At 66.8% G+C, this 20,868-nt stretch carries 21 protein-coding genes and 1 pseudogene; 8 read left to right on the top strand and 14 right to left on the bottom strand.

What is annotated here, in order from left to right:
- The first annotated feature begins 86 nt into the window (after positions 1-86).
- Positions 87-407: a hypothetical protein gene (locus tag BP26_RS29590; protein ID WP_157572575.1), complete on the top strand. Its 321-nt coding sequence runs from the start codon at positions 87-89 to the stop codon at positions 405-407.
- Positions 408-1,358: 951 nt separating this feature from the next.
- On the opposite strand, the gene BP26_RS31150 is transcribed toward BP26_RS29590, so the two are convergent.
- The 3 genes and pseudogenes from BP26_RS31150 to BP26_RS0116880 all read right to left on the bottom strand — a co-directional run bounded on the left by BP26_RS31150 (position 1,359) and on the right by BP26_RS0116880 (position 2,770).
- Positions 1,359-1,775 carry a protein tyrosine phosphatase family protein gene (locus tag BP26_RS31150; RefSeq protein WP_436233354.1) on the bottom strand — a complete coding sequence of 139 codons (417 nt, stop codon included), beginning with the start codon at positions 1,773-1,775 and terminating at the stop codon, positions 1,359-1,361.
- A gap of 27 nt (positions 1,776-1,802) precedes the next feature.
- A pseudogene (locus BP26_RS31145) lies at positions 1,803-2,324 on the bottom strand (NUDIX domain-containing protein); the annotation flags it as partial.
- Positions 2,321-2,770 (bottom strand): YiiD C-terminal domain-containing protein, encoded by a 450-nt coding sequence (locus tag BP26_RS0116880; RefSeq protein ID WP_029921744.1) that lies wholly within the window; start codon positions 2,768-2,770, stop codon positions 2,321-2,323. The gene BP26_RS0116880 and the pseudogene BP26_RS31145, both read right to left, overlap by 4 nt.
- Before the next feature lie 175 nt (positions 2,771-2,945).
- On the opposite strand from BP26_RS0116880, the gene BP26_RS0116875 reads away from it, so the two are divergent.
- From BP26_RS0116875 to BP26_RS0116855, 4 genes are all read left to right on the top strand, one after another.
- On the top strand, positions 2,946-3,851 hold the full coding sequence (locus BP26_RS0116875) for an oxidoreductase (protein WP_029921743.1): 906 nt from the start codon (positions 2,946-2,948) through the stop codon (positions 3,849-3,851).
- Between the two features lie 117 nt (positions 3,852-3,968).
- Positions 3,969-7,199, top strand: coding sequence for an adenylate/guanylate cyclase domain-containing protein (locus BP26_RS0116870; protein ID WP_029921742.1), 3,231 nt, complete (start codon positions 3,969-3,971; stop codon positions 7,197-7,199).
- A 354-nt stretch (positions 7,200-7,553) separates the two neighbouring features.
- Positions 7,554-8,252 carry a response regulator transcription factor gene (locus BP26_RS0116860; protein ID WP_211254952.1) on the top strand — a complete coding sequence of 233 codons (699 nt, stop codon included), beginning with the start codon at positions 7,554-7,556 and terminating at the stop codon, positions 8,250-8,252.
- Positions 8,158-9,936 carry a sensor histidine kinase gene (locus BP26_RS0116855; protein ID WP_051749083.1) on the top strand — a complete coding sequence of 593 codons (1,779 nt, stop codon included), beginning with the start codon at positions 8,158-8,160 and terminating at the stop codon, positions 9,934-9,936. Before BP26_RS0116860 ends, BP26_RS0116855 begins: the two co-directional genes overlap by 95 nt.
- Positions 9,937-10,006: 70 nt before the next feature.
- Here the strand turns inward: BP26_RS0116855 and BP26_RS0116850 are convergent, their stop codons facing one another.
- From BP26_RS0116850 to BP26_RS0116835, 4 genes are all read right to left on the bottom strand, one after another.
- The gene (locus BP26_RS0116850) at positions 10,007-10,408 is read right to left on the bottom strand and encodes a CBS domain-containing protein (protein ID WP_029921739.1); all 402 of its coding nucleotides are present in this window, start codon (positions 10,406-10,408) and stop codon (positions 10,007-10,009) included.
- A 171-nt stretch (positions 10,409-10,579) separates the two neighbouring features.
- Positions 10,580-11,329, bottom strand: a complete 750-nt coding sequence (locus BP26_RS27755) for a M48 family metallopeptidase (RefSeq protein ID WP_169740730.1) — start codon at positions 11,327-11,329, stop codon at positions 10,580-10,582.
- A gap of 8 nt (positions 11,330-11,337) precedes the next feature.
- Entirely contained in the window at positions 11,338-11,928 is a 591-nt protein-coding gene (locus BP26_RS0116840; protein WP_029921737.1) for a lipocalin family protein, read from the bottom strand.
- Positions 11,929-12,069: 141 nt separating this feature from the next.
- Positions 12,070-12,852 (bottom strand): ParB/RepB/Spo0J family partition protein, encoded by a 783-nt coding sequence (locus BP26_RS0116835; protein ID WP_051749081.1) that lies wholly within the window; start codon positions 12,850-12,852, stop codon positions 12,070-12,072.
- A 79-nt stretch (positions 12,853-12,931) separates the two neighbouring features.
- Here BP26_RS0116835 and folE point away from each other — a divergent pair, with 79 nt between their 5' ends.
- The 3 genes from folE to BP26_RS0116820 all read left to right on the top strand — a co-directional run bounded on the left by folE (position 12,932) and on the right by BP26_RS0116820 (position 15,466).
- Complete coding sequence (folE, locus tag BP26_RS0116830) at positions 12,932-13,483, top strand: GTP cyclohydrolase I FolE (protein ID WP_211254951.1); 552 nt, start codon at positions 12,932-12,934, stop codon at positions 13,481-13,483.
- A gap of 117 nt (positions 13,484-13,600) precedes the next feature.
- Entirely contained in the window at positions 13,601-14,587 is a 987-nt protein-coding gene (locus BP26_RS0116825; RefSeq protein WP_029921735.1) for an acyl-ACP desaturase, read from the top strand.
- A gap of 12 nt (positions 14,588-14,599) precedes the next feature.
- Positions 14,600-15,466, top strand: coding sequence for an SDR family oxidoreductase (locus BP26_RS0116820; protein WP_051749080.1), 867 nt, complete (start codon positions 14,600-14,602; stop codon positions 15,464-15,466).
- 19 nt (positions 15,467-15,485) lie between these two features.
- On the opposite strand, the gene BP26_RS0116815 is transcribed toward BP26_RS0116820, so the two are convergent.
- The 7 genes from BP26_RS0116815 to BP26_RS0116785 all read right to left on the bottom strand — a co-directional run bounded on the left by BP26_RS0116815 (position 15,486) and on the right by BP26_RS0116785 (position 20,848).
- Positions 15,486-16,253 (bottom strand): LytR/AlgR family response regulator transcription factor, encoded by a 768-nt coding sequence (locus BP26_RS0116815; RefSeq protein WP_029921733.1) that lies wholly within the window; start codon positions 16,251-16,253, stop codon positions 15,486-15,488.
- Positions 16,254-16,266: 13 nt separating this feature from the next.
- Entirely contained in the window at positions 16,267-17,382 is a 1,116-nt protein-coding gene (locus BP26_RS27750; RefSeq protein ID WP_169740729.1) for a sensor histidine kinase, read from the bottom strand.
- Between the two features lie 33 nt (positions 17,383-17,415).
- The gene (locus BP26_RS0116805) at positions 17,416-17,703 is read right to left on the bottom strand and encodes a hypothetical protein (RefSeq protein WP_029921731.1); all 288 of its coding nucleotides are present in this window, start codon (positions 17,701-17,703) and stop codon (positions 17,416-17,418) included.
- A gap of 109 nt (positions 17,704-17,812) precedes the next feature.
- The gene (locus BP26_RS0116800; protein WP_029921730.1) at positions 17,813-18,727 is read right to left on the bottom strand and encodes a polyphosphate kinase 2 family protein; all 915 of its coding nucleotides are present in this window, start codon (positions 18,725-18,727) and stop codon (positions 17,813-17,815) included.
- A 21-nt stretch (positions 18,728-18,748) separates the two neighbouring features.
- Positions 18,749-19,363 (bottom strand): PAQR family membrane homeostasis protein TrhA, encoded by a 615-nt coding sequence (trhA, locus tag BP26_RS0116795; RefSeq protein ID WP_366518049.1) that lies wholly within the window; start codon positions 19,361-19,363, stop codon positions 18,749-18,751.
- An 82-nt stretch (positions 19,364-19,445) separates the two neighbouring features.
- Positions 19,446-19,898 (bottom strand): NfeD family protein, encoded by a 453-nt coding sequence (locus tag BP26_RS0116790; protein ID WP_245611828.1) that lies wholly within the window; start codon positions 19,896-19,898, stop codon positions 19,446-19,448.
- Positions 19,895-20,848 (bottom strand): SPFH domain-containing protein, encoded by a 954-nt coding sequence (locus BP26_RS0116785; RefSeq protein ID WP_029921727.1) that lies wholly within the window; start codon positions 20,846-20,848, stop codon positions 19,895-19,897. Before BP26_RS0116785 ends, BP26_RS0116790 begins: the two co-directional genes overlap by 4 nt.
- Between the last annotated feature and the right edge of the window lie 20 nt (positions 20,849-20,868).

Genomic DNA, 20,868 nt, shown 5'->3' with positions numbered 1-20,868 from the left:
CGCAAATCGGCCCGAGGGGGTCGGTCGCGAACGGCAGCTTCGTGGAAATAGAATTGAAGCAACATCCGTTTGCCGGGAGTAGCTCAATGAATTGGTACGCTGGCCGCTCGGTTTATCTGTGGGGTCAGAAATCGGATGGCACAAATGTTTTTGAGGAAAGAGTAGTTGCATTTGCTGCTCAGTCGGAGAGCGATGCCGAAATAAAAGCGCGAGCCGAAGCGGAGGCTTACTGTCATAGCCGCAGAGACGTGACTTACGAACGCCATCCGGAATTAATCTTATATCTATTGGATGACGTGGCTTTGGCCGACGGGGCCGAGGTATGGTCAGAGATGTTTGAAGCCAGAGAGTCGCTTGTTCAGTTCTACGCAACCCGCTACCTGCGCTACGAGTATCATCCAGAATGATTCTGGCCTCGATTCGGCGCCAAGAGGCTGCGTTCGGCCCTGAGCGGTCGGTCGCGAGCGTCAGCTTTCGGGCAGGCTGTCTATTAGGTGCATTAGGGAGTCGTCCTTGTTAAGAACATCCTCAATGGCGGCCTCGGCCTCGCTGATCTGTTTGGCAGCATGCGCGATTTTGCCCGGACACCCGGCGGACTGTCCACGGGGACCATTCGAAACGAATCCCTCAAAAATTGTGGCGCCCACAATCCCCTACGTTAGCCCCGACACAATGGGCTATACCAGGATACCCATCGAAGCGGACGAAACGCGCAACGGAGCAGTAGGCGGGGAAGTTGGCGGTCTAGAGGGGCCTTACGGCGAAGCTGCATCGGGAGATTGGGGCTACGACGAAGATAGAGGACTCTTCTTTGAAACGGAGACTCTCTATGCCCCAAACAACCCTGCATGGAAGCCGGACGCATCTATTGTGTCCATCTCCCTGCGCCGACCATTAAATCCAAACGCCGTTAGAAAAGTTCGAACAGCTGATCACAGCGCTCAGATCGTCACGGTCTTAGTTGCCACACCCGAGCAGACGGCAAAATTTCACTGCTTAGAAAATGCACTATTAGCTGTGCCTTCCCCCTGGGTTCCGCCCCGGGAAATTAGGCGTTACTCAGATGCATATAGCACTGGCTTAGATTTGGTGAAAGATGGCAAACGAATAACTCCATATCCAGACCATCAGGGTGAGGGGGCAGATCAAATCAAGGTCCGAATCCACGCTTACATTGATGGGGTGCTGTTCGATACGTCCACGACCCCATGACATATCCGTATTGCGACGCTCAGCTTCAGCTTTGACCATTTATCTGGCAGCTATTCGGCAGCGAACTTAACGAGCCGAATGTCTCTACCTGGCACGTTGCTGACAATAAGGATTCGTTTGTCCCTACACCTGCTCGGCGCTCCCAGTCAGGCCGCAGCAGCCAGCCGCTCCTCGATGAATCTGCTCCACACCGCGTCCGGCTGCCACACCGCGAGCAGGTCGCGCGCCGCGACCTCGTATGCCACGCCCAGGCGCAGCACGCGGTAGAGGAAGACGAAGGCCGAGGCGCGCTTGTTGACGGCACAGTGCACGAAGATGCGGCGGTCGCTCTCGGCCTGCATCAGGGCGCAGAAGCGGGCGAAATCCTCGGCCGTCGGCGCTTCCCACACCACCGGCAGGTGGTGGTAGCGCAGACCCTGCTCTTCCACGGCGGCCTGTTCTCCCGTCACGGCCGATATCGAATCGGCCGGCAGCAGGTTGATCACGCTCTGGTAGCCGCCGCTGCGTACCGCGCGGAACTGTTCGGCGCTGGGCTGGCCGGCGGTGGCGAGGCGGTCGTCGATGATGCGCAGATTCTGGATCTGCTTGATCGGCTCGTTCTCGAACGGCAGCGGGGTGAGGCCGCGGCGGATCATCCAATCGCGCAGGGCCAGGCCGGTCGCGGCCGGCCAGGGGCGCAGCTGGTCCGGCGCCACTTTCCTGTATTCGACCAGCTCCTCGCCGAGCACGATCTCGCCCGCCGCGACGACGTGATAGGCGATGATGATCTGGTTCATGCGCTGGAACGGATAGTGGCCGATGAACTCCGTCACGCGGCCCTTCAGGCCCAGTTCCTCGTCCACCTCGCGCAGCACGCCGGAAGCCGGATCGGGATCGTCCTTTTCCAGGAAGCCGGTGATCAGGGCGAACATCTTCGGCGGCCACATGCGGTTGCGGGCGAGGATCACCTCGCCCTCGTGCTCGACGATGGCGGCGACCACCGGTACCGGGTTGTCCCAGTGCACGAAGCCGCAGCCCGTATCCGGGCAGCGCAGGCGCGGCGGGCCCTCGTCCACCGAGCCGATCGCCAGCGGCTTGGTGCAGCGCGGACAGAATTGGAAGGTCTGGGTCATGCCTGGTCTCCGCCGAGGGCGACAAAAGTCCCGCTATGTTGCACCACTTCACGGTCCGCGCTGCGCAGCGTGCTGTGCACCGTGATGCGCGCGCGCCCGCGCTTGCGCAAGGTGGCGAGGAAGCGCGCCCACTCGTCCACCGGCAGCCGGCTTTCCGAGAAGAACGCGTCGGAGACCGGTTCGAGGAATTCGCATTCGCTTTTCTGCACCACGATGCGCGCCTCCACCCCTTCCTGCCGCAGACCCTGTTGCAGCAGGGCCCAGCCGGTGACGATGCCGAGGGTGGCGAGGCTGCCGCCGAAGGCGGTATCGCGATGGTTGCGGTTGGGCGCGAGCGGCGCCGTCAGCTCGATGTGGCCGTCACCGTTCTGCAACACGCGCAACTGCATCGCGGCGGTCAGGGGAATATGACGGTGCAGGTATTCGGTGAAGGCTTCGGGTGACATCGGTGATTCCGGGCCGCTCCGGGGGCGAAAGCTGCGCGCACCTTACCGCAGTGCGCCGGGTGCGGCCAGCGTAGGCCCGCCCGGCCCTGCTCCGAACGCAGGAGGTCATGAACCGATTCGCCTGCAATGATGCCGCCAGCCGGATTTCAGGCCGGATTCGATCGGGGGATGCGACATGCCGCAGAAGAACTGGACGCTTGCCGAGATGCCGCGGCTGGATGACAAGGTGGCCGTGGTGACCGGGGCCAACCGCGGCCTGGGGCTGGAAATAAGCGCGGGGCTGGCGGGCGCCGGCGCCACCGTGGTGATGGCCTGCCGCGATCCGCGGAAGGCGCAGGCGGGAGCCGCCGAAGTGCGGCGGCGCGTGCCGCAGGCGAAACTGGAAATCATGCAGCTGGATCTCGCCGATCTCGCCTCGGTGCGGCAGTTCGCCCAGGATTTCAAGGCGCGCTTCAGCCGGCTCGACATCCTGTGCAACAACGGCAGCGCCATCATGGTGCCGCTGGGCAAGACCCGCGACGGCTTCGAGACGCACATCGGCACCAACCACCTCGGCCATTTCGCGCTGACCGGCCTGCTGCTGGAGCGCTTGCAGGCCACGCCGGGTTCGCGCGTGGTCAACACCGCCAGCATGGCGCACCGTCTGACCAAGGGGCTGAAGCTCGACGACCTGCATTTCGAGCGCCGCCCCTACAAGGAAATGGACGCCTACGGCCAGAGCAAGCTGGCCAGCCTGCTTTACACTTTCGAGCTGGACCGGCGGCTGCGCCAGTCCGGCTCGGCCGTCACCGCCGTCGCCGCCCACCCGGGCTGGTCCAATACCAATCCGGATCAGGGCAGCGCCCTGATGCGCTGGGCCAATTCGTTCATGGCGCAGCCTGCGGCGATGGGCGCCCTGCCGTCGCTCTATGCTGCCACGGCACCCGGGGTACAGGGCGGCGAGTATTTCGGCCCGGGTGGCTTCAAGGAGTTGCGCGGCTATCCGGCCAAGGTCGGCAGCAGCGACGAATCGCGGGATCCACAGCTCGCCGCGGCCCTGTGGGTGCGTTCGGAGCAGCTGACCGGGACCAAGTACCTGTAAGACTTGCCGTCTCTGCGGGAGCGGGCCCCGGTCCGTTTCAGCCGCTGTGGCTGGGGTAGCTGACGCCGCCGCGTCCTTGGCCCATGATGGGGACATAGCCAGGGAGGAGACCCCCGCTTGCCGACCTGTCACAACTGCGGCACCGCCAATCCGGACGGCGCACGCTTCTGCAACCAGTGCGGTACCCGCCTGGGCAATGACGCCGCTCCCGAGGCGGCGCGCCGCGTCTATACGCCGCGCCACCTGGTGGAGCGGGTGCTCAACAGCCGCGCCGCGCTGATCGGCGAGCGCAAGCGGGTCACCGTGCTGTTCGTCGACATCAAGGGCTCGACCCGGCTGGCGGAGCAGGCCGGCGCCGAGGCCTGGCACCTGATCCTCGATCGTTACTTCACCCTGCTCAGCGGTGCGGTGCATCGCTACGAAGGCACCGTCAACCAGTACACCGGCGACGGCATCATGGCCCTGTTCGGGGCGCCGCTGGCGCACGAGGACCACGCGGTGCGCGCCTGCTTCGCGGCGCTGGAGATGCAGCGCCAGGTGCGCCTGTATGCCGACGAGCTGCGCCTGGCTTCCGGCCTGAATCTTTCCATCCGCGTCGGCCTCAATACCGGCGAGGTCATCGTCGGCGCCATCGGCGACGACCTGCGCATGGACTACACCGCCCAGGGCCTGACGGTGAACCTGGCGGCGCGCATGGAGCAGATCTGCGAGCCCGGGCGCATCTACGCCACGCGCAACACCGCGGCGCTGGCCGAAGGTTATTTTCGCCTGCGCGATCTCGGCAAGATGGCGGTGGCCGGCATGGATGCGCCGCTGCGCGTTTACGAGGTCGAAGCCGAGGGAACATTGAAGACCCGGCTGGAGCGCGGGCTGGCCCGCGGCGCCGCGCGCTTCGTCGGCCGCGAGGCGGAACGAGAGCGGTTGCAGGCGGCGCTGGAGGAAGCGCAGGCCGGCCGCGGCCAGGTGGTGGCGGTGGTCGGCGAGGCCGGCATGGGCAAGAGCCGCCTGTGCCACGAGTTCGCGCAGGATTGCGAGCGCGGCGGCATGACCGTGCACCGCGCCACCGGCGTGCCGTATGCGGCGGCGATGCCGTTCCACCCCGTGACCACGCTGACGCGCCGCCGTCTGTGCCTGCCGGAGGATGGCCATCCGGCCGAGCTGAAACGCCTCGCCGCAGGCGCCTTGCTGCTGTTCGAGCCTGCTTCGGTGGCGTTGCTGCCGCGGCTGCTGGAGTTTCTCGGCGCGGGCGATGGGTCAGCGAGTGCGGCGGGTGCCGGCGCCACGGCGGATCGCCGCCAGCTGTTCGAACTGCTGGCGCGGCTGCTGCCGCGTGCCGACACGCCGCAGATCCTGCTGGTGGAAGACCTGCACTTCGCCGATGCCGGCAGCGAAGCCTTCCTGGAGATGCTGGCGGCGCAGGTGGCCGGCACGTCCACCTTGCTGCTGCTCAACTTCCGGCCCGACTATGCGGCCTCCTGGCTGGACGCGCATCCGCGTATCCACATCGGCGCGCTGGATGGCGTCCAGATCGAAGCAGTGGCCTCCGACCTGCTCGGCGCCCATCCCAGCGTGGTGGCGTTGCCGCAGCAACTGAGCCGGCGCGCCGGCGGCAATCCCTTCTATGTCGAGGAGGCGGTGCAGGCGCTGGGCGAGACCGGCTATCTGCAAGGCTCGAACGGCGCCTATTCCCTGGTGCGCCACATCGAGCAATGGCCGATCCCCGATACGGTGCACGCCCTGGTCGCGGCGCGCGTCGACCGCCTCGGCGAGGCCGACAAGAACCTGCTGCAGTCGGCCGCCATCATCGGCCTCGAATTCCCGCAGCAGGTGCTGGCGCGCCTTGCCGCGCTGCCGCCGGCGCAGTGCGCGGACGGCCTGAAGACGCTGCAGAGCCGCGGCTTCATACAAGCCAAGGCCGATGTGGTCGGGATTTATACCTTCAGCCATCCGCTGAGCCAGGATGTGGTCTACCGCGCGCAACTGGAAACGCAGCGCAGCGCGGCGCATCGTCGCCTGGCGGAGTTGCTGGAAGAAGAACATCCATTGAGCGCTCCCCCGGACGATGATGCGGCGGCCATCGCCCATCACTGGCGTCGTGCCGGCGAATGGGCGCGGGCGGCGGAGTGGAACCTGCGCGCGGCCAGCTGGTCCTCCGCCCATGGCGCCAATGCCTCGCTGGCGCAGTTCCGGCTGGCGCAGAAGAACCTGCTGCAGGCTCCGCGCAATGCCGCCACCGACCGCCTGCGCATCCAGTCGCTGGCCGGTCTGGTGCGCATGGCGCAGTTCACCGAAGCGGCGGAAGAAGAGATCGAGGCGGCCTATATCGAAGCCCGGGCCCTGGCCGAGGCCAACCAGGACACCGCGGCCCTGGCCGAGCTGCTGATTTCCTACAGCGCCGAACAGCTGCATCGCGGTGACGCGCGCGAGGCGATCCGCTACGCCGGCGAGGCCGTGCGGCTGGCGGTGGACAGCAATGCCCGCGGGCTGATCAACCGCTTCCGCTTGCAGCTGCTGCTGGTGCACAGCACCGCCGGCTACCCGCGCGAGGGCGCCGAACTGGTCAGCGCGGCCGGCGGCGACGGCTGGCTGACCGAGCCGGTCGGCCCGGAGAATTTCATGTCGCGCGCCTTCCATGCGCTGACACTGGGCTGGCTGGGAAAACTCGACCGGGCGCATGCGCAGCTGCGCGAGACGCTGAGCTACGCCGAACCGGAAGGCCGCGACACCAGCTGGATGCACACCAACTGGATCGACCTCGCCGCCTTCACCGGCGACCCGGCCGGCGTGTTGCAACACGGCCAGCTGGCCATGCAGCGCGCCGAGACCTGGGGCAGCTCCTACTTCCGCGCCATTGCCCTGCGCGGCCTGGGCATGGCCCATGTGCTGCTGGGCGACGGCGCAACGGCGGTGCGCGTGCTGGAGCCGGCCCTGCCCCTGGTGGCGCCCGGCGCCACCGCCCACCAGTTCCAGGCGCAGACCCTGGCCACGCTGGCCAAGGCCTATGTCCTGCTCGGCGCCAACGATCGCGCCCACGCAGTCGCCACCACCGCCATCGCCACGGCGCAGGGCTCGCATTCGCGGGTGTGGGAACTGATCTGCTGGGCGGCCTTCTTCGAACTGCCCGGCAAGGGCCCCTGGAGCGGCCGCGTACCGGAAGGCCTGGCACGCATGGCGGAGCTGATCGACAGCACCGGCGCCGAAGTGGCGCGCCCCTGGTGGTGGCTGGCACAGGCACGCTGGGCGCCGAGCGCGGCCGAGGCAGCCAGCCATCGGGCGAAGGCCCTGGAATGCTTTGCCGCTGTCGGCGCGCACGGGCATCTGCGGCGGCTGGCGGCGCAGGCGGCCTGAACGGAATGCAGCGATCGTAGGGCGGTCCGTGGCCGCCGCTGCGCCGCCCTGGCCGCGCGGCATGCGGCGGGCACGGCCCGCCCTACAAAAAGCACTCGATTCTCACGGTACTGCCAGGTCCATGGCCACCAGCGGCGGCAACAGGAACATCAGGGCGATGAAGAAGGCGAACCACATCATTTGCTCGCGCATGGCGCTGTCCTCGGCCGGGGTTGGCGGGGAGCAGTTTCGGCGCGGCGCTTGCCGCCGGATTGACGGCGCCATGCAAATGGCGAGGAACCGTGTGCAGAATCCGTGCAGCGCGGTTTTCGCCGCCCGGCGGCTGCTAATCTGCTCGCCGTTACGGTCAATTCGATGAGCGCGATGGAAAAGATCCTGGTGGTGGACGACGATCCGCATATCCGCGAGGTGGTGTGTTTCGCCTTGCAGAAGGCCGGCTATGCCACGGTCAGCGCCGAGAACGGCAAGCAGGCGCTGGACTGCTTCGGCCGCGAGAAGCCGGCGCTGGTGGTGCTCGACATCCTGATGCCGGAGATGGACGGCACCGAGGTCTGCCGGCGCCTGCGCGCGGCGCCGGCCACCGCGCACACGCCGATCCTGTTCGTCTCCAGCAAGGACGACGAGGTCGATCGCATCGTCGGCCTGGAACTGGGCGGCGACGACTACGTCGCCAAGCCGTTCTCGCCGCGCGAGCTGGTGGCGCGGGTGCGCGCCATCCTGCGCCGTGCCAGCCATGTTCCGGCGGCGGCGCAGCAGGCGCTCAAGCATGGTCGCCTGCGGCTGGATCTCGACCGTTACGAGGCCTACTGGGACGACAAGCTGGTGGTGCTGACCCTGACCGAATTCGGCATCCTGCGCACCCTGATCGAACGGCCCGGCAAGGTATGCAGCCGCGATCACCTGATGAACACCGCCTACGAGCTGCACAAGATCGTCAGCGACCGCACCATCGACAGCCATGTGCGCCGGGTGCGCGCCAAGTTCAGCGCGCTCGGCGCCGATCCGGTGGAAACGCTGCACGGCGTCGGCTATCGCCTGGGCCCCTGCGAGTAAGCCGATCGCTGCGATCACCCCCACTCCGGAAGCGGCAGGCAAGCGCGGCGGCGGCTGGTTCCGCCTGCGCCTGCGCACCATCCTGCTGCTGATCAACCTGGTGGTGCTGGTGTTGCCGCTGGGCAGCATCTTCGTGCTGCGCATCTACGAGAGCGCGCTGATCCGCCAGACCGAGTCGGAGCTGATCGCCCAGGGTGCAGTGATCGCGGCGGCGTACCAGACCGACTACACGCGGCTCGCCGGCCACCACGATCCGCATGCGCGCGGCGATGTGCAGTCGCTGGATTACGGCAATCCCCTGCTCTGGCATCCGCCGCAGAATCCCGGCAACGGTCCGTGGCGGCCGCGCAGCGCGCAGCTCGACCTCGCCGATGACAAGGTGCGCCCGCCGGTGCCGGATCCGGCCGTGGCTGACACCGGCGCCGATCCCCTGGCGCAGACCCTGGGCCACGAGCTGACGCCGGTGCTGCGCGGCGCGCAGCTCTATACCCTCGCCGGCATCCGCGTGGTCGACTACAACGGCATCGTCGTCGCCAGCACCAGCGAGGATCTCGGCGCTTCGCTGATCACCCGCGAGGAAGTGACGCGCGCCTTGCAGGGCGAGCCGGTGAGCTTGCTGCGCTGGCGCGGCACCGAACCGCCGACGCCGCTGGAATCGATCAGCCGCGGCGCGCATGTATCGGTACTGGTGGCGCAGCCCATCGTGCACGATGGGCGTGTGCTCGGCGCGGTGCTGCTGGTGCGCACGCCGGCCAACATCAAGCAGGCCATCCTGGGCAAGCGCACCGCGCTGCTGCGCGGCGCGCTGATATTGCTGCTGGTGGTGCTGGCGCTGTCCTTGTTCACCTCGCTCACCATCAGCCGCCCGGTACATGCGCTGATCGAGCAGGCGCGGCGCGCCGCCCGCGGCGAGCGCGGCGCGGTGACGCCGCTGCGCCACGCCGGCACGCGCGAGATCCACGAGTTGTCCGAAACCATCGCCGCCATGGCCGGCACGCTGGAAAGCCGCGCCGCCTACATCCGCGACTTCGCCGCGCACGTCTCGCACGAGTTCAAGACGCCGCTGACCTCGATGCAGGGCGCGGTGGAACTGCTGCGCGAGCACGGTGCCGGCATGTCCGGCGAGGAGCGCGAGCGCTTCCTCGGCATGGTCGCCGCCGACGCCAACCGGCTGGAGCGCCTGGTGCGCCGCCTGCTCGAACTGGCCCGCGCCGACGTGCTGCAGCCAAGACAGGAGCAGGCCGCCATCGTCGACATCGTCAACGCGGTGGCGACGCGGCAGCGCGAGCTCGGATTGGAAGTGGTGGTCGACGGCCAGGCCGCCGGTGCGCGCGTGGCGATCGCCGCCGAGGTGCTCGACTCGATCCTCGGCACGCTATGCGACAACGCCCGCCAGCATGCGGGCGCCGGCGCGCGCGTCACCATCCGTTACGCCATTGATCCGGCCGCCCGTCAGCTCATGATCGACTTCAGCGACAACGGCCCCGGCATTTCGCCCGGCAATGCCGCCAAGATATTCGAGCCGTTCTTCACCACGGCGCGCGAACGCGGCGGCACCGGATTGGGTTTGTCCATCACGCGCTCGCTGCTGGCGGCGCATGGGGGCGGGATTGCGCTGCTGCCTGCGGAACGCGGAGCAACGTTCCGCCTGAATTTGCCGCTGGTGCTGGAGCCTACGATTTAGACGGAATCTGGCCGGCGCGGAGGAAATCCGCGCTTGCCCGCCGTCGTCGAGGTTTCAGGGCAAGCCGGGATCAGCAGAGCGAATTGATCGCCTTCATCACGTCCGAGCGCGAAATCTGCCCTACCAGCTTGCCGTTCTCCAGCACCGGATAGCGCCGGAACGACTGGTTGACGAACATGGTGGCGAGTTGCGTCAGGTTCATCTCCGGATCGACGGTGACGACCTTGGTGCTCATGAACTGGCTGACCGGCCCGGCGATGCAGGTGTCCTGCGATGCCACTAGGGCGACGCTGAGGCAGTCCTTCTCCGAGAACATGCCCACCACCTGGCCGTCCTTGTTCACCACCGGCGCACCGGCGATGCCGTGCTGCACCAGGGTGTTGACCGCCCGCATCACTTCCATATCCGGTGTGAACGTAATGAGCTTGGTGCTCATGTAGTCCCTAACCCGTACCGAGTCCAGCGTTGCCATCACATGCTCCTCCGCAAGTGCGCGCAAGAGGACATTACCGGCCCCTGGCGCCGGATACAACCTCCCACTTGGGAAGGGAGGCCGATTGGTTCGTCTTGGATACAGAGTGGGCCGCTCTGGAACCGCCCGGCGCACCATTCCGGAGCGCCTTCCGTGCCGTCCGCGCGGGTTTCAGCGGCGCGGTAGGACGGTGTGGAGGGAGGCGCCTTCCTGGCGCAGCCAGGCGCGCCAGGCGCTGCTTTCCGGCATCTGGCGCATCACCAGCGTCCAGAACTGGCGCGAATGGTCCAGGCGGATGCGGTGGCACAGCTCATGTACGACCACGTAGCGGAACACTTCCGGCGGTGCCAGCACCAGGCGCCAGTTGAGGCTGATGTCGCCGCGGGGGGTGCAGCTGCCCCACAGCGACTTCTGGTCGGCGATGCGCAGACCGTGGTAATCCACGCCCAGGCGCGCGGCTTCCTCGTCGAGCAGGCGCCGCGCCTGGTGCCGCGCCAGTTCGCCGAGGGCGGTGCGCAGGGCCTTGGTCAATACCGCCGGATAGCTGCGGGCGATCTGCGCGCAGAAGATGGTGATGGCGCCGTCGTCGAAGCGCACGCGTGGCCGCGTCAGGCGGGCGGAGACGATCTCCACCGGCGTTTCCACGCCATGCAGCGGGATGGTATCGGTGCCGTCCCACAGCAGCGGCGGGCGCCGCGGCTCGGCGGCGCTGCGCAGGTGCAGTTCGGCCAGCTTGAGGCGGATCCATTCCTCGCGGCTGTGCAGGAACTCGTAGGCGGCGCGTTTCGGCACGAAGCGCGGAATGATCAGCCGCACCTCCCCGTCCGGGCGCACCTCGATGCGGATGCTGCGCGCCTGCTTGCTGACGCGTTCCACCACCTGGAACGGCGGCTGCGGTCCTTCCAGCGGGATGGCGGTCATGCCGGCGCTCATTGCGACTGGAAGCCGGGCTTGCCCAACTGGTCGATCTGCTGCGGCACGCGCAGGAAGCGGCTGGTGTCGTAGCCCTGCCGGTCGAACTCGGCCAGCAGCCGGTGATAGGTCGCGTCGTCGATCTCCGGCGAGCGGGCGAAGACCCAACCCCATTTTCTTTCGGGATAGCCGACCAGCGCGTACTGGTAGGCGGGATCGACGTAGAGGATCAGGTAGCTGAACGACACCGGCCAGACCGGTGAGGCGCGCCACTCGGCGTTGTTGCTGCCGGCCACCACGCTGTCCTTCAGTTCCTTCTTCTCCAGCGGGTTCTCGAAACTGCCCTTGCGGCCGAAGTAGAGGTCGTCGATGTCGCCGTCAGGCCGTTGCGCGTATTCGACATAGCTGCCGACATAGCCGGCTTCCGCGAAATAGGGAATGTTGGCGATAACATACCAGCGGCCCATGAAGCGCGGCAGATCCACCGCGGGGGCCAGCGCCAGCGGCGCAGCGGCGCGCGGATTGGGATTGGCGGGTGCGCCGACGCATGCGCACAGCACGGCCGGGGCCGCCACGCACAAGGCGAAAACGATGGAGCGACAATTCATCAAGCTGATGCGGTCAGGACTTCGGTGAGGACGCCATTATCCGACTTCCGGCGCTGGCGTGTGTTGCAGGGTGGCGATGCGCCTTTTCGTAACAGAACTCGTGCCAGATCATGCGCAAGCACAGACCGCCGATCGGCCCCTTCAGTTCTCGCGGTAGCCCATGCGCTCGAGCAGGCCGTCGAGTTCGTCGAGGCTGTGGAAGCGCAGTCGCAACTCGCCGGCGCCCTTGGCGCCCGGCTTGAAGTCCGCCGGATAGCCGAGGTGCTCCGACAGCTTCTGCGCCAGCTTTTCCCAGTCGTCGCCGCTGCGATTCTTCTTCGGCGCGCGCTTCATCGCCAGGCGTTGCTCGAAGGCGCGCACCGACAGGCGCTCGCGCAGGATGATCTGCGCCCAGGCCTGCTGCTTGTCCACCGGCAGGCCGGCCAGTACCTTGGCGTGACCCAGCGACAGGCCGCCCTCGTCCACCTGCGTCTGCACCGTCGGCGCCAGCGCCAGCAGGCGCAGGTGGTTGGTGACATAGGTGCGCGACTTGCCGATGCGCGTGCCGATGTCCTCGTGGCGCAGGGTGAAGGTGTCGCCCAGGCGGCGCAGGCCTTCGGCGGTTTCGATCGGCGAGAGCGATTCGCGCTGCAGGTTCTCGATCAGGCCGAGGATGTAGGCCTCGGTGTCCGACAGGTCGTCGCGCACCAGGGCCGGGATCTCGTGCAGGCCGGCCTGCTGCGCGGCGCGCCAGCGGCGCTCGCCGGCCAGCAGCTCGTAGCCGCGGCCGTCGCTGCGCACCACCACCGGCTGCACCACGCCTGATTCACGGATCGACTCGGCCAGTTCGGCCAGGGCGGCGGGATCGAAGCGGCGCCGGGCCTGGGTGCGGCCGGGGCGGATCAGGTCCACCGGCACCTGCAGCACTTCCTGGCGCTTAACCATTCCGCCCGTCCGGAGGAGCCGCCCGCTTGACCGCTGTGGAATAATCGAAAGTCACTATCACGCCAGAAAGAGAATAATCGTGGAAGAACATTACCGCGCCATCATCGAGGCCCTGGGCGAGGATCCGGAGCGCGAAGGCCTGCGGCGCACCCCGCACCGCGCCGCCAAGGCAATGGAATTCCTGACGCAGGGCTATCGCCAGGACCTGCAGGCAGTGGTGAACAATGCCATTTTCAGCACCACCAACAGCGAGATGGTGATCATCAAGGACATCGAACTCTACTCCTTGTGCGAGCACCACCTGCTGCCGTTCCTGGGCCGGGCCCACGTCGCCTACATCCCGGACGGCAAGGTCATCGGATTATCCAAGATTCCGCGCATCGTCGATATGTTCGCGCGGCGTCTGCAGATCCAGGAAAACCTGACCCAGCAGATCGGCAACTGCATCCAGGAGGTGACCGGCGCCCGCGGCGTGGCGGTGGTCATCGAAGCTAAACATCTATGTGCCATGATGCGGGGTGTGGAGAAGCAGAACTCCTCGATGACCACCTCGATGATGCTTGGAACGTTCCGCGACGACCCCCGCACGCGCACGGAATTCCTTACCTTAATCAGGAGGATAGCGGTCTGAATCAGCGCGTGGGCCCGGCCTCGTCTGTCCGCCCGTCGTTTCCGTATAATGATTTCGTAAGAAATGCCGCTTACCTCCCGGGCAGGCGGCGGCGGCAGCACTCTAGGATCGTCCACCATGGGCAGCGCAGCACCGAAAATCAGTTTTGGCACCCCCGACCAGATTGAAATCCTGGCCGCGCTGGAGCCGTTCGTCAGGGAGCAGACGGCCTCCCACCTGGAGCGCCGCAAGCTGTGGTTCCCCAATGACCTGTCGCCGGCCGACGACCAGGAGACGCAGCAGGACATCACGGAGCTGTTGCGGGTGCGCGACGCCGCACGCGGCCTGCCCGACGCGGTGCGCGTGGCGCTGGCCCTGAACCTGCTGACTGAGGAAGGGCTGCCGCACTTCCATCGCCTCATCGCCACCCACCTGGGCAACGAATCCCCCTGGTCCGACTGGAACAACCTGTGGACCGCCGAGGAAGACCGCCACGGCTGCGTGCTGCGCGACTACGTGCGCGATGCGCGCGTGTTCAATATGGGCGCGCTGGAGCGCATGCAGTACCGCTACATCGAAGCCGGTTTCAACCCGGACTGGCACCAGGATCCCTACCGCCTGCTGGCCTATACCAGCCTGCAGGAACGCGCCACGCAGTATGCGCACGCCAACACCGGCCGCAGCTGCGGCCGGTACGAGCCGAAAATCCAGCGCATCCTGGCCCACATCTCCGGCGACGAATCGCGGCATTACGCCTTCTACCGCGCGGTGTTCCACGAGGTGCTGAAGCAGGACACCAATGTCGCGCTGAATTCGCTGCTCAAGGTGATGCCGGCGCTGGCCATGCCCGGCCACAACATCTGCGACTACGAGCATATGGCGGACGTGGTGCGCCGCGCCGACATCTACGGCCCGCGCCATTACCAGCAGATCGTCGAGGAGCTGCTCGAGTTCTGGAACATCGGCGGCCTTACCGGCCTCTCGGCCGAGGGTGCCGCGGCGCAGGAAAAGCTGATGAAGATTCCGTCGCGCCTGCAGCGCATGGCCGATTACCTCGACGCCAAGGCCGCCGCCGAGCGCACTTTCAGCTTCGATTTCATCTACGATCGCACCATCACTCTTTAAGAGGATGGTTGCGTGAGTTCGACCCCCGCGGCACCGGGCCAGCAGGCCCGCAAGCGCATCTTCATCACCGGCGCCGGCAGCGGCCTGGGCAAGGCCGTGGCGCTGCGCTTTGCCCGCGAGGGCTGGCGGGTCGCCGTCACCGATGTCGATCTCGCCGCCGCCACGCAGACCCTGGCTGAAGTGACCGCCGCCGGCGGCAGCGGCTTCGCCGACGTCTGCAACGTGACCTCGGAGGAATCCTTCGCCGCCATTGCCGCGCGCCTGCAGCGCGAGTGGAACGGTGTCGACGTGCTGGTCAACAACGCCGGCGTCGCCACCAAGGGCACGGTGGTCGAGTCGTCCATCGAGCAGTGGCAGTGGGTGCTCAACATCAACCTGCTCGGCTGCGTGCGCGGCGCGCGCGCCATCGTGCCCCTGCTCACCGCGCAAGGCAGCGGCCATGTCGTCAACATCGCCTCCTTCGCCGGCATCGCCAATCCGCCGGCGATGGCCAGCTACAACGCCGCCAAGGCCGCGGTGATCTCGCTGTCCGAAACCCTGCGCCATGAGATGGAGCCGCACGGCGTCGGCGTCAGCGCGGTCTGCCCTTCCTTCTTCAAGACCAACCTCATCGCCACCAGCCGCCAGGCTTCGCCGGAACAGGGCGACGAGCCGGCGCCGCAGATGGACCGCATCGTGCAGCGCCTGATGGACAAGTCCGCCGTCACCGCCGACAGCGTCGCCAGCGACATCTTCGACGCGGTGCGCGACAAGCGCTTCCTGGTGTTGGTCAATGCGGATGACAGGCGGCAGGTGCTGCTCAAGCGGGTTTCGCCCGAGTTCTATTTCCGCATGGTGCAGAAGGCCACGGCGAAGTTCATGCAGCGCTCGAAGAGCTGAACCCGTCTCGCACCCGCGGCTAGATGTCCCCCAGCAGGGCCTTCACCCGATCGTGATAGCTGCGTGACAAGGTCAGCTCCGTGCCGTCCTTGAGCAGCACGCACTGATCCGCGTTGAACAGCGGCGTCAGTTCCTTGACCCGGTCCAGGTTGACGATGGTCGAGCGGTGGATGCGCACGAAGCGCTGCGGGTCGAGCTGCTGCTCGAAGGCGTTCATGGTTTCGCGGATCAGGTGCAGCTCGCTGCCGGCATGCAGGCTCAGGTAGTTGCCCTCGGCGCCGATCCAGTCGATCTCGTCGACGCTGACCACGCGGGTGCGGCCGCGGGTCTTGACCGCGACGCGGCGCAGCCAGCGCGCTTCCGGGCGCAGTTGCGCCAGCAAGGCGTCGAAGCGGTGGTCGAGGCTCTGTTCGCTGCGGTTGCGCAGCTGCTCCCGCGCGCGTTGCAGGGCGTTCTCGAAACGCTCGCTGTCGAAGGGCTTGAGCAGGTAATCGAGTGCGTGCACCTCGAACGCGCGCAAGGCGTGCTCGTCGTGAGCGGTGACGAACATGATGGCGGGACGCGCCGCCGGCTCCAGTGCGGCGATGACGCCGAAGCCGTCGATTTCCGGCATCTGCACGTCGAGGAATACCAGATCCGGGCGCAGGCTCCGGATGCTGCTGATGGCGGAGGCGCCGTCGCCGCACTCGCCGACGATCTCGAAATCCTCGGCCTGTTCCAGGTGGCGCCGCAGACGCCGACGCGCCGGGGGCATGTCGTCGACGATGAGGGTACGGATGGCGGCCATGGTGTTCCCCGCCTCAGCCGGTGCGCTGCCGTTCGTACGGCAGGCACAGGCGCGCATTGAAGCCGCCGGCCGCGGGCGAGTCGATTTCCAGGCCCTGCTCGCCGCCGTAAAGCTGGGTCAGTCGCGCGCGTGTATGCGACAGGCCGATGCCGTGGCGGCGCGGCGAAGCACCGGCGAGTCCCGGGCCGTCGTCGCTGACCCACAACTTGAGGCGGCCATTCTCGACGCGTGCGCCGACCTCGATGTGGCCGGTGGCGACGCGGCGCGAAATGCCGTGCACCACGGCGTTTTCCACCAGCGGTTGCAGGATGAAATTCGGCACCTGCGCCCCGAGCGCCTCGGGCTCGAAGGCGTAACGCACCTGCAAGCGGTCCTCCAGCAACAGTTGCTGGATGTCGAGGTAGCGGCGCACGAAAGCCAGCTCGTCGGCCAGCGGCACCTTTGGGGCATCGCCGCCGGCGAAGGACAGGCGCAGCAGGTCGCTGAGCATGGTGATCAGACGCTCGGCGGTGGCGGCGTCCTTGTAGGCGAATTCGGATACCGCGTTGAGCGTGTTGTAGAGGAAGTGCGGATTGAGCTGGGCCTTCAGTGCCTGCACCTGCGCCTGCGCCAGCAGCTTCTCGCGCTCCTCGTAGCGGCGCACCAGCCGGATCGAATAGACGATGGCGGCGAAGGCCAGGTAGATGATCACCATATAGGGCGTCGACACCAGCACGCTCTCGCCCAGCGTCCAGTGCACGCTGCTGCCGATGCGGTCGCCGAACACGGCATAGACGAGGGAGTGGCAGATGGCCACGTTGACCGCCGAGATGGCCAGGCCGGCTCCGGCGTGTATGCCGATGTTGCGCCAGCGCAGGGGCCCTTCGATGGCGTAGTGCTGCGTCAGCCACAGGATCAGGGGCGAGAGCAGGCTCCACACCGAGGCCTGCAGGAACGTGCCGAAGACATCCCGCGCCAGGTTGGCACCGTGGGCCATCTGCATGTCCTCGATCATGTCCGAGGGCATCATCAGGCCGTAGAAGCCGAACCAGAACAGCAACACCCAGGCCGCCACGCTCCAGCGGGCGACGGAAGGCCGCGCGGCCTGCGCGCCGTCGATGCTGTCCGGTGGAATCGAAGCTGCGCTCAAGTTCAACAAGGCCATCGAAGGATACGGCCCAGTTTAGACCGGTCCGCGCGCGGCCGTGGGCTCGGCGCCCAGGTGCAGCCAGCGGTGCGCCAGCCGCGCCAGACGGCTTTGCGGAGCACGGGCCTTGGCCGCGGCCCGGGCAACCATTGCGGGGGACTGGTCGGCCGCGGTGAACTGCTCCGAGTAGGTGTAGGCCAACAGGCGTTCGCCGCGCGTCGGTACCTGGCCGAAGCTGGCGAGTACGGCGGCGTGCAGCAGCAGCGCGGCGAAGCCGGCGCCGGCAACGGGATGGGCCGTGCAGAAAAGCATCAGTTTGTTCATCGGAAGATCTCCACAAGCAACGGCCCCTTGGCCGCAGTGGAAGTCTGTTCCGGGTCCGCTGACCTCGCCATGGCTGTGTGACGGGCCGTGGCAAGGACGGGATGGGGCGTCAGCCGCCTTCGGCCTCGAGTTGCTTCTTGAGCTTGTTGAAAGTGGCGCGCTCGGCCGTGGCGGGTTTGGGGTATTTGAGGTTCAGGCTTTCCAGGGTGCGCACGACGATATCCGCCACGGCGGCGCGCATGTGCGGCTTGTCGTCGGCAGGGATGGCATACCACGGCGCCCAGGGCCGGGACGTCTCGTTCAGTGCGTCCTGGTAGGCGCGCATGTAGTCCTTCCAGTAGGCGCGCTCGGCCACATCGCCGCTTTCGAACTTCCAGTTCTTCTCCGGTTCTTCCAGCCGCGCCAGGAAACGCTGGCGCTGCTCCTCCCAGGAGACGTTGAGCCAGAATTTGAGGATCACCGTGCCGTTGCGCGCCAGGTGCTTCTCCATGTCGCGGATCGAGGCATAGCGTTGCGGCCAGATTTCCTTGGGGTCGAACCCGCGCGGCAAGTGCTGCGGCTCAAGCAATTCGGGATGCACCCGGGCGATCAGCACCTCCTCGTAGTAGCTGCGATTGAACACGCCGATGCGGCCGCGTTCCGGCAGCCGCACATTGGTGCGCCAGAGGAAGTCGTGCTCCAGTTCTTCCTTGCTCGGCTGCTTGAACGAATACACCTGGCAGCCGGCCGGATTCACGCCGGACAGCACGGCGCGGATGGTCGAATCCTTGCCGGCCGCATCCATCGCCTGGAAGATCAGCAGCAGGGCGCGATGGTCGTAGGCGTAGAACATGTGCTGCAATTCGTCGAGCTTGCCGACCAGCCGGGCCAACTCGTCCTTCGTGGCATCCTTGCCCGGAGCGTCCTTGGGCGGTTTGGTCGGTGACTTCGCCAGCCTGAAACGGCCGTCGGCGGGCACCAGGTAGGGGCTGTCCACCGCCCGGAACAGGTTTTTCTCCCGTACCTGAGACTTGTCTTTGCCCATGCGGCTCCTCGTCGCGGTTGGTCAGTGCGGCCCGGGAAGCACGTAGAACAGCACCGAGAAGTAATGGCAGACGCTGCCGGCGAGCACGAAGGCATGCCAGATGGCGTGGTGATAGCGCAGCTGTTCCCAGGCGTAGAAAATCACGCCGAAGCTGTAACTCAGGCCGCCGGCCAGCAGCCACCACAGGCCGTTGGTTTCCATGCTGTGGATCAGCGGCTTGGCCGCGACCACGCCGCACCAGCCCATCAGCAGGTAGATCACCAGCGACAATGCCTCGAAGCGGCCGGTGGTGAAGATCTTGAAGACGATGCCGACCAGGGCCAGGCCCCAGGTGAAGCCGAACAGGCTCCAGCCGAGCCAGCCGTTCAGCGCCAGCAGGGTGAACGGCGTATAGGTGCCGGCGATCAGCACGTAGATCAGGCTGTGGTCGATGACGCGCAGCACGCGCTTGGTGGCGGGCAGCGGGATGCTGTGGAACAGGGTGCTGGCGGTATACATCAGCACCAGCGCGCTGCCGAAAATGGCGGCGGCGGTGATGTCCCGCGCGTGTCCCCACACCGCCGCCTTGGCGACGAGGATGGTCAGCCCGGCGATGGACAGCAGCGCGCCGATGCCATGGGTGAGGCCGTGCGCCAGCTCCTCGCCGAAGGTGTAGATGGTTTCGCGGACGCGTTCGGCCGGCGATTCAGGTGCCTGGTCTTCGACTTTGCTGCTGGTGTTAATCGGCTTTCTCCACTCTCAGGGTTGCGCCCTCCACCGCGATCACGCGCACGCAGCTGCCGGCGGGCAGATCCGGGCCGGCGACGCGCCACTGGCCATCGTCGACGCGGACCCGGCCGATGCCGTTGACGATCGGCGCTTCGAGGGTGAATGTACGGCCGGTGTACAAGCTGCTGCGGTCATTGAGGCCGTTGACCGCGACCTGGGCATTCTTCTGCGGCCGCAGCCGCCGCCAGGCCAGCACCGAGCCGATGGCGACGGCCGCGAACAGCGCCACCTGGAACACGATGCCGAGGCCCGGCGCGGCCCACAGCAGGGTGCCGACCACCAGCGCGGAAATGCCCATCCACAGGAAGAAGGCGCCGGGCAGGAAGGCCTCGACGATCATCAGCGCCAGGCCGACCAGCCACCAGTGCCAGAACACTAATTGCAGGGCGGGATGCAGGCTCACGGCTTGCCTTGCATGGTCTGCTTGGTCAGTTCGGCGATGCCGCCGATGGCCCCGATCACGCTGGCCGCTTCCAGCGGCATCAGCACCAGCTTCTGGTTCGGCGCCGCACCGATGATCTTGAGGGCTTCCACGTATTTCAGCGCGACGAAGTAGTTGATGGCCTGCGGGCTGCCCTTGGTGATGGCATCGGACACCACCTGCGTCGCCTTGGCTTCCGCCTCGGCCGAACGCTCGCGCGCCTCGGCTTCGCGGAAGGCGGCTTCCTTGAGGCCCTCGGCTTCGAGGATGCGCTTCTGCTTCTCGCCTTCGGCGGCGAGGATCTCGGCCTGGCGTGCGCCCTCGGCCTTGAGGATGGCCGACTGCCGCGCGCCCTCGGCTTCGAGGATCGAGGCGCGCTTGTCGCGCTCGGCCTTCATCTGCCGGCCCATCGAATCGATCAGGTCGGCCGGCGGGCGGATGTCCTTGATCTCGATGCGGGTCAGCTTCACGCCCCAGGGCGAGGTGGCCTGGTCGACCACGGTGAGCAGGCGCGAGTTGATGTGGTCGCGCTGCGACAGCAGTTCGTCCAGGTCCATCGAACCCATCACCGTGCGCAGATTGGTCATGGTCAGGTTGAGGATGGCGTATTGCAGGTTCTGCACCTCGTAGGCGGCGCGCGCCGCGTCGAGGATCTGGAAGAACACCACGCCGTCGACGCCGACCATGGCATTGTCCTTGGTGATCACTTCCTGGCTCGGCACGTCCAGCACCTGCTCCATCATCGACAGGCGGCGGCCGACCCGGTCCGACCACGGCACCAGCAGGTGCAGGCCAGGCTTGATGGTTTCCTTGTAGCGGCCGAAGCGCTCGACCGTGTACTGCATGCCCTGGCCGACGATGACGATGCTGCGGAACAGCGTCACGGCGACGAAAACCACCAGTACCACGAGTAATACGCTTCCGATCGGCATGTTGCGTCCCCCTGTTCCCG

Origin of the sequence: Nevskia soli DSM 19509 (assembly GCF_000711955.1) — a bacterium.
GTDB classification, from domain to species: Bacteria; Pseudomonadota; Gammaproteobacteria; order Nevskiales; family Nevskiaceae; genus Nevskia; species Nevskia soli.
The sequence above is the reverse complement of the archived record's forward strand: the minus strand, read 5'-3'. Positions and strand labels throughout refer to the sequence as shown.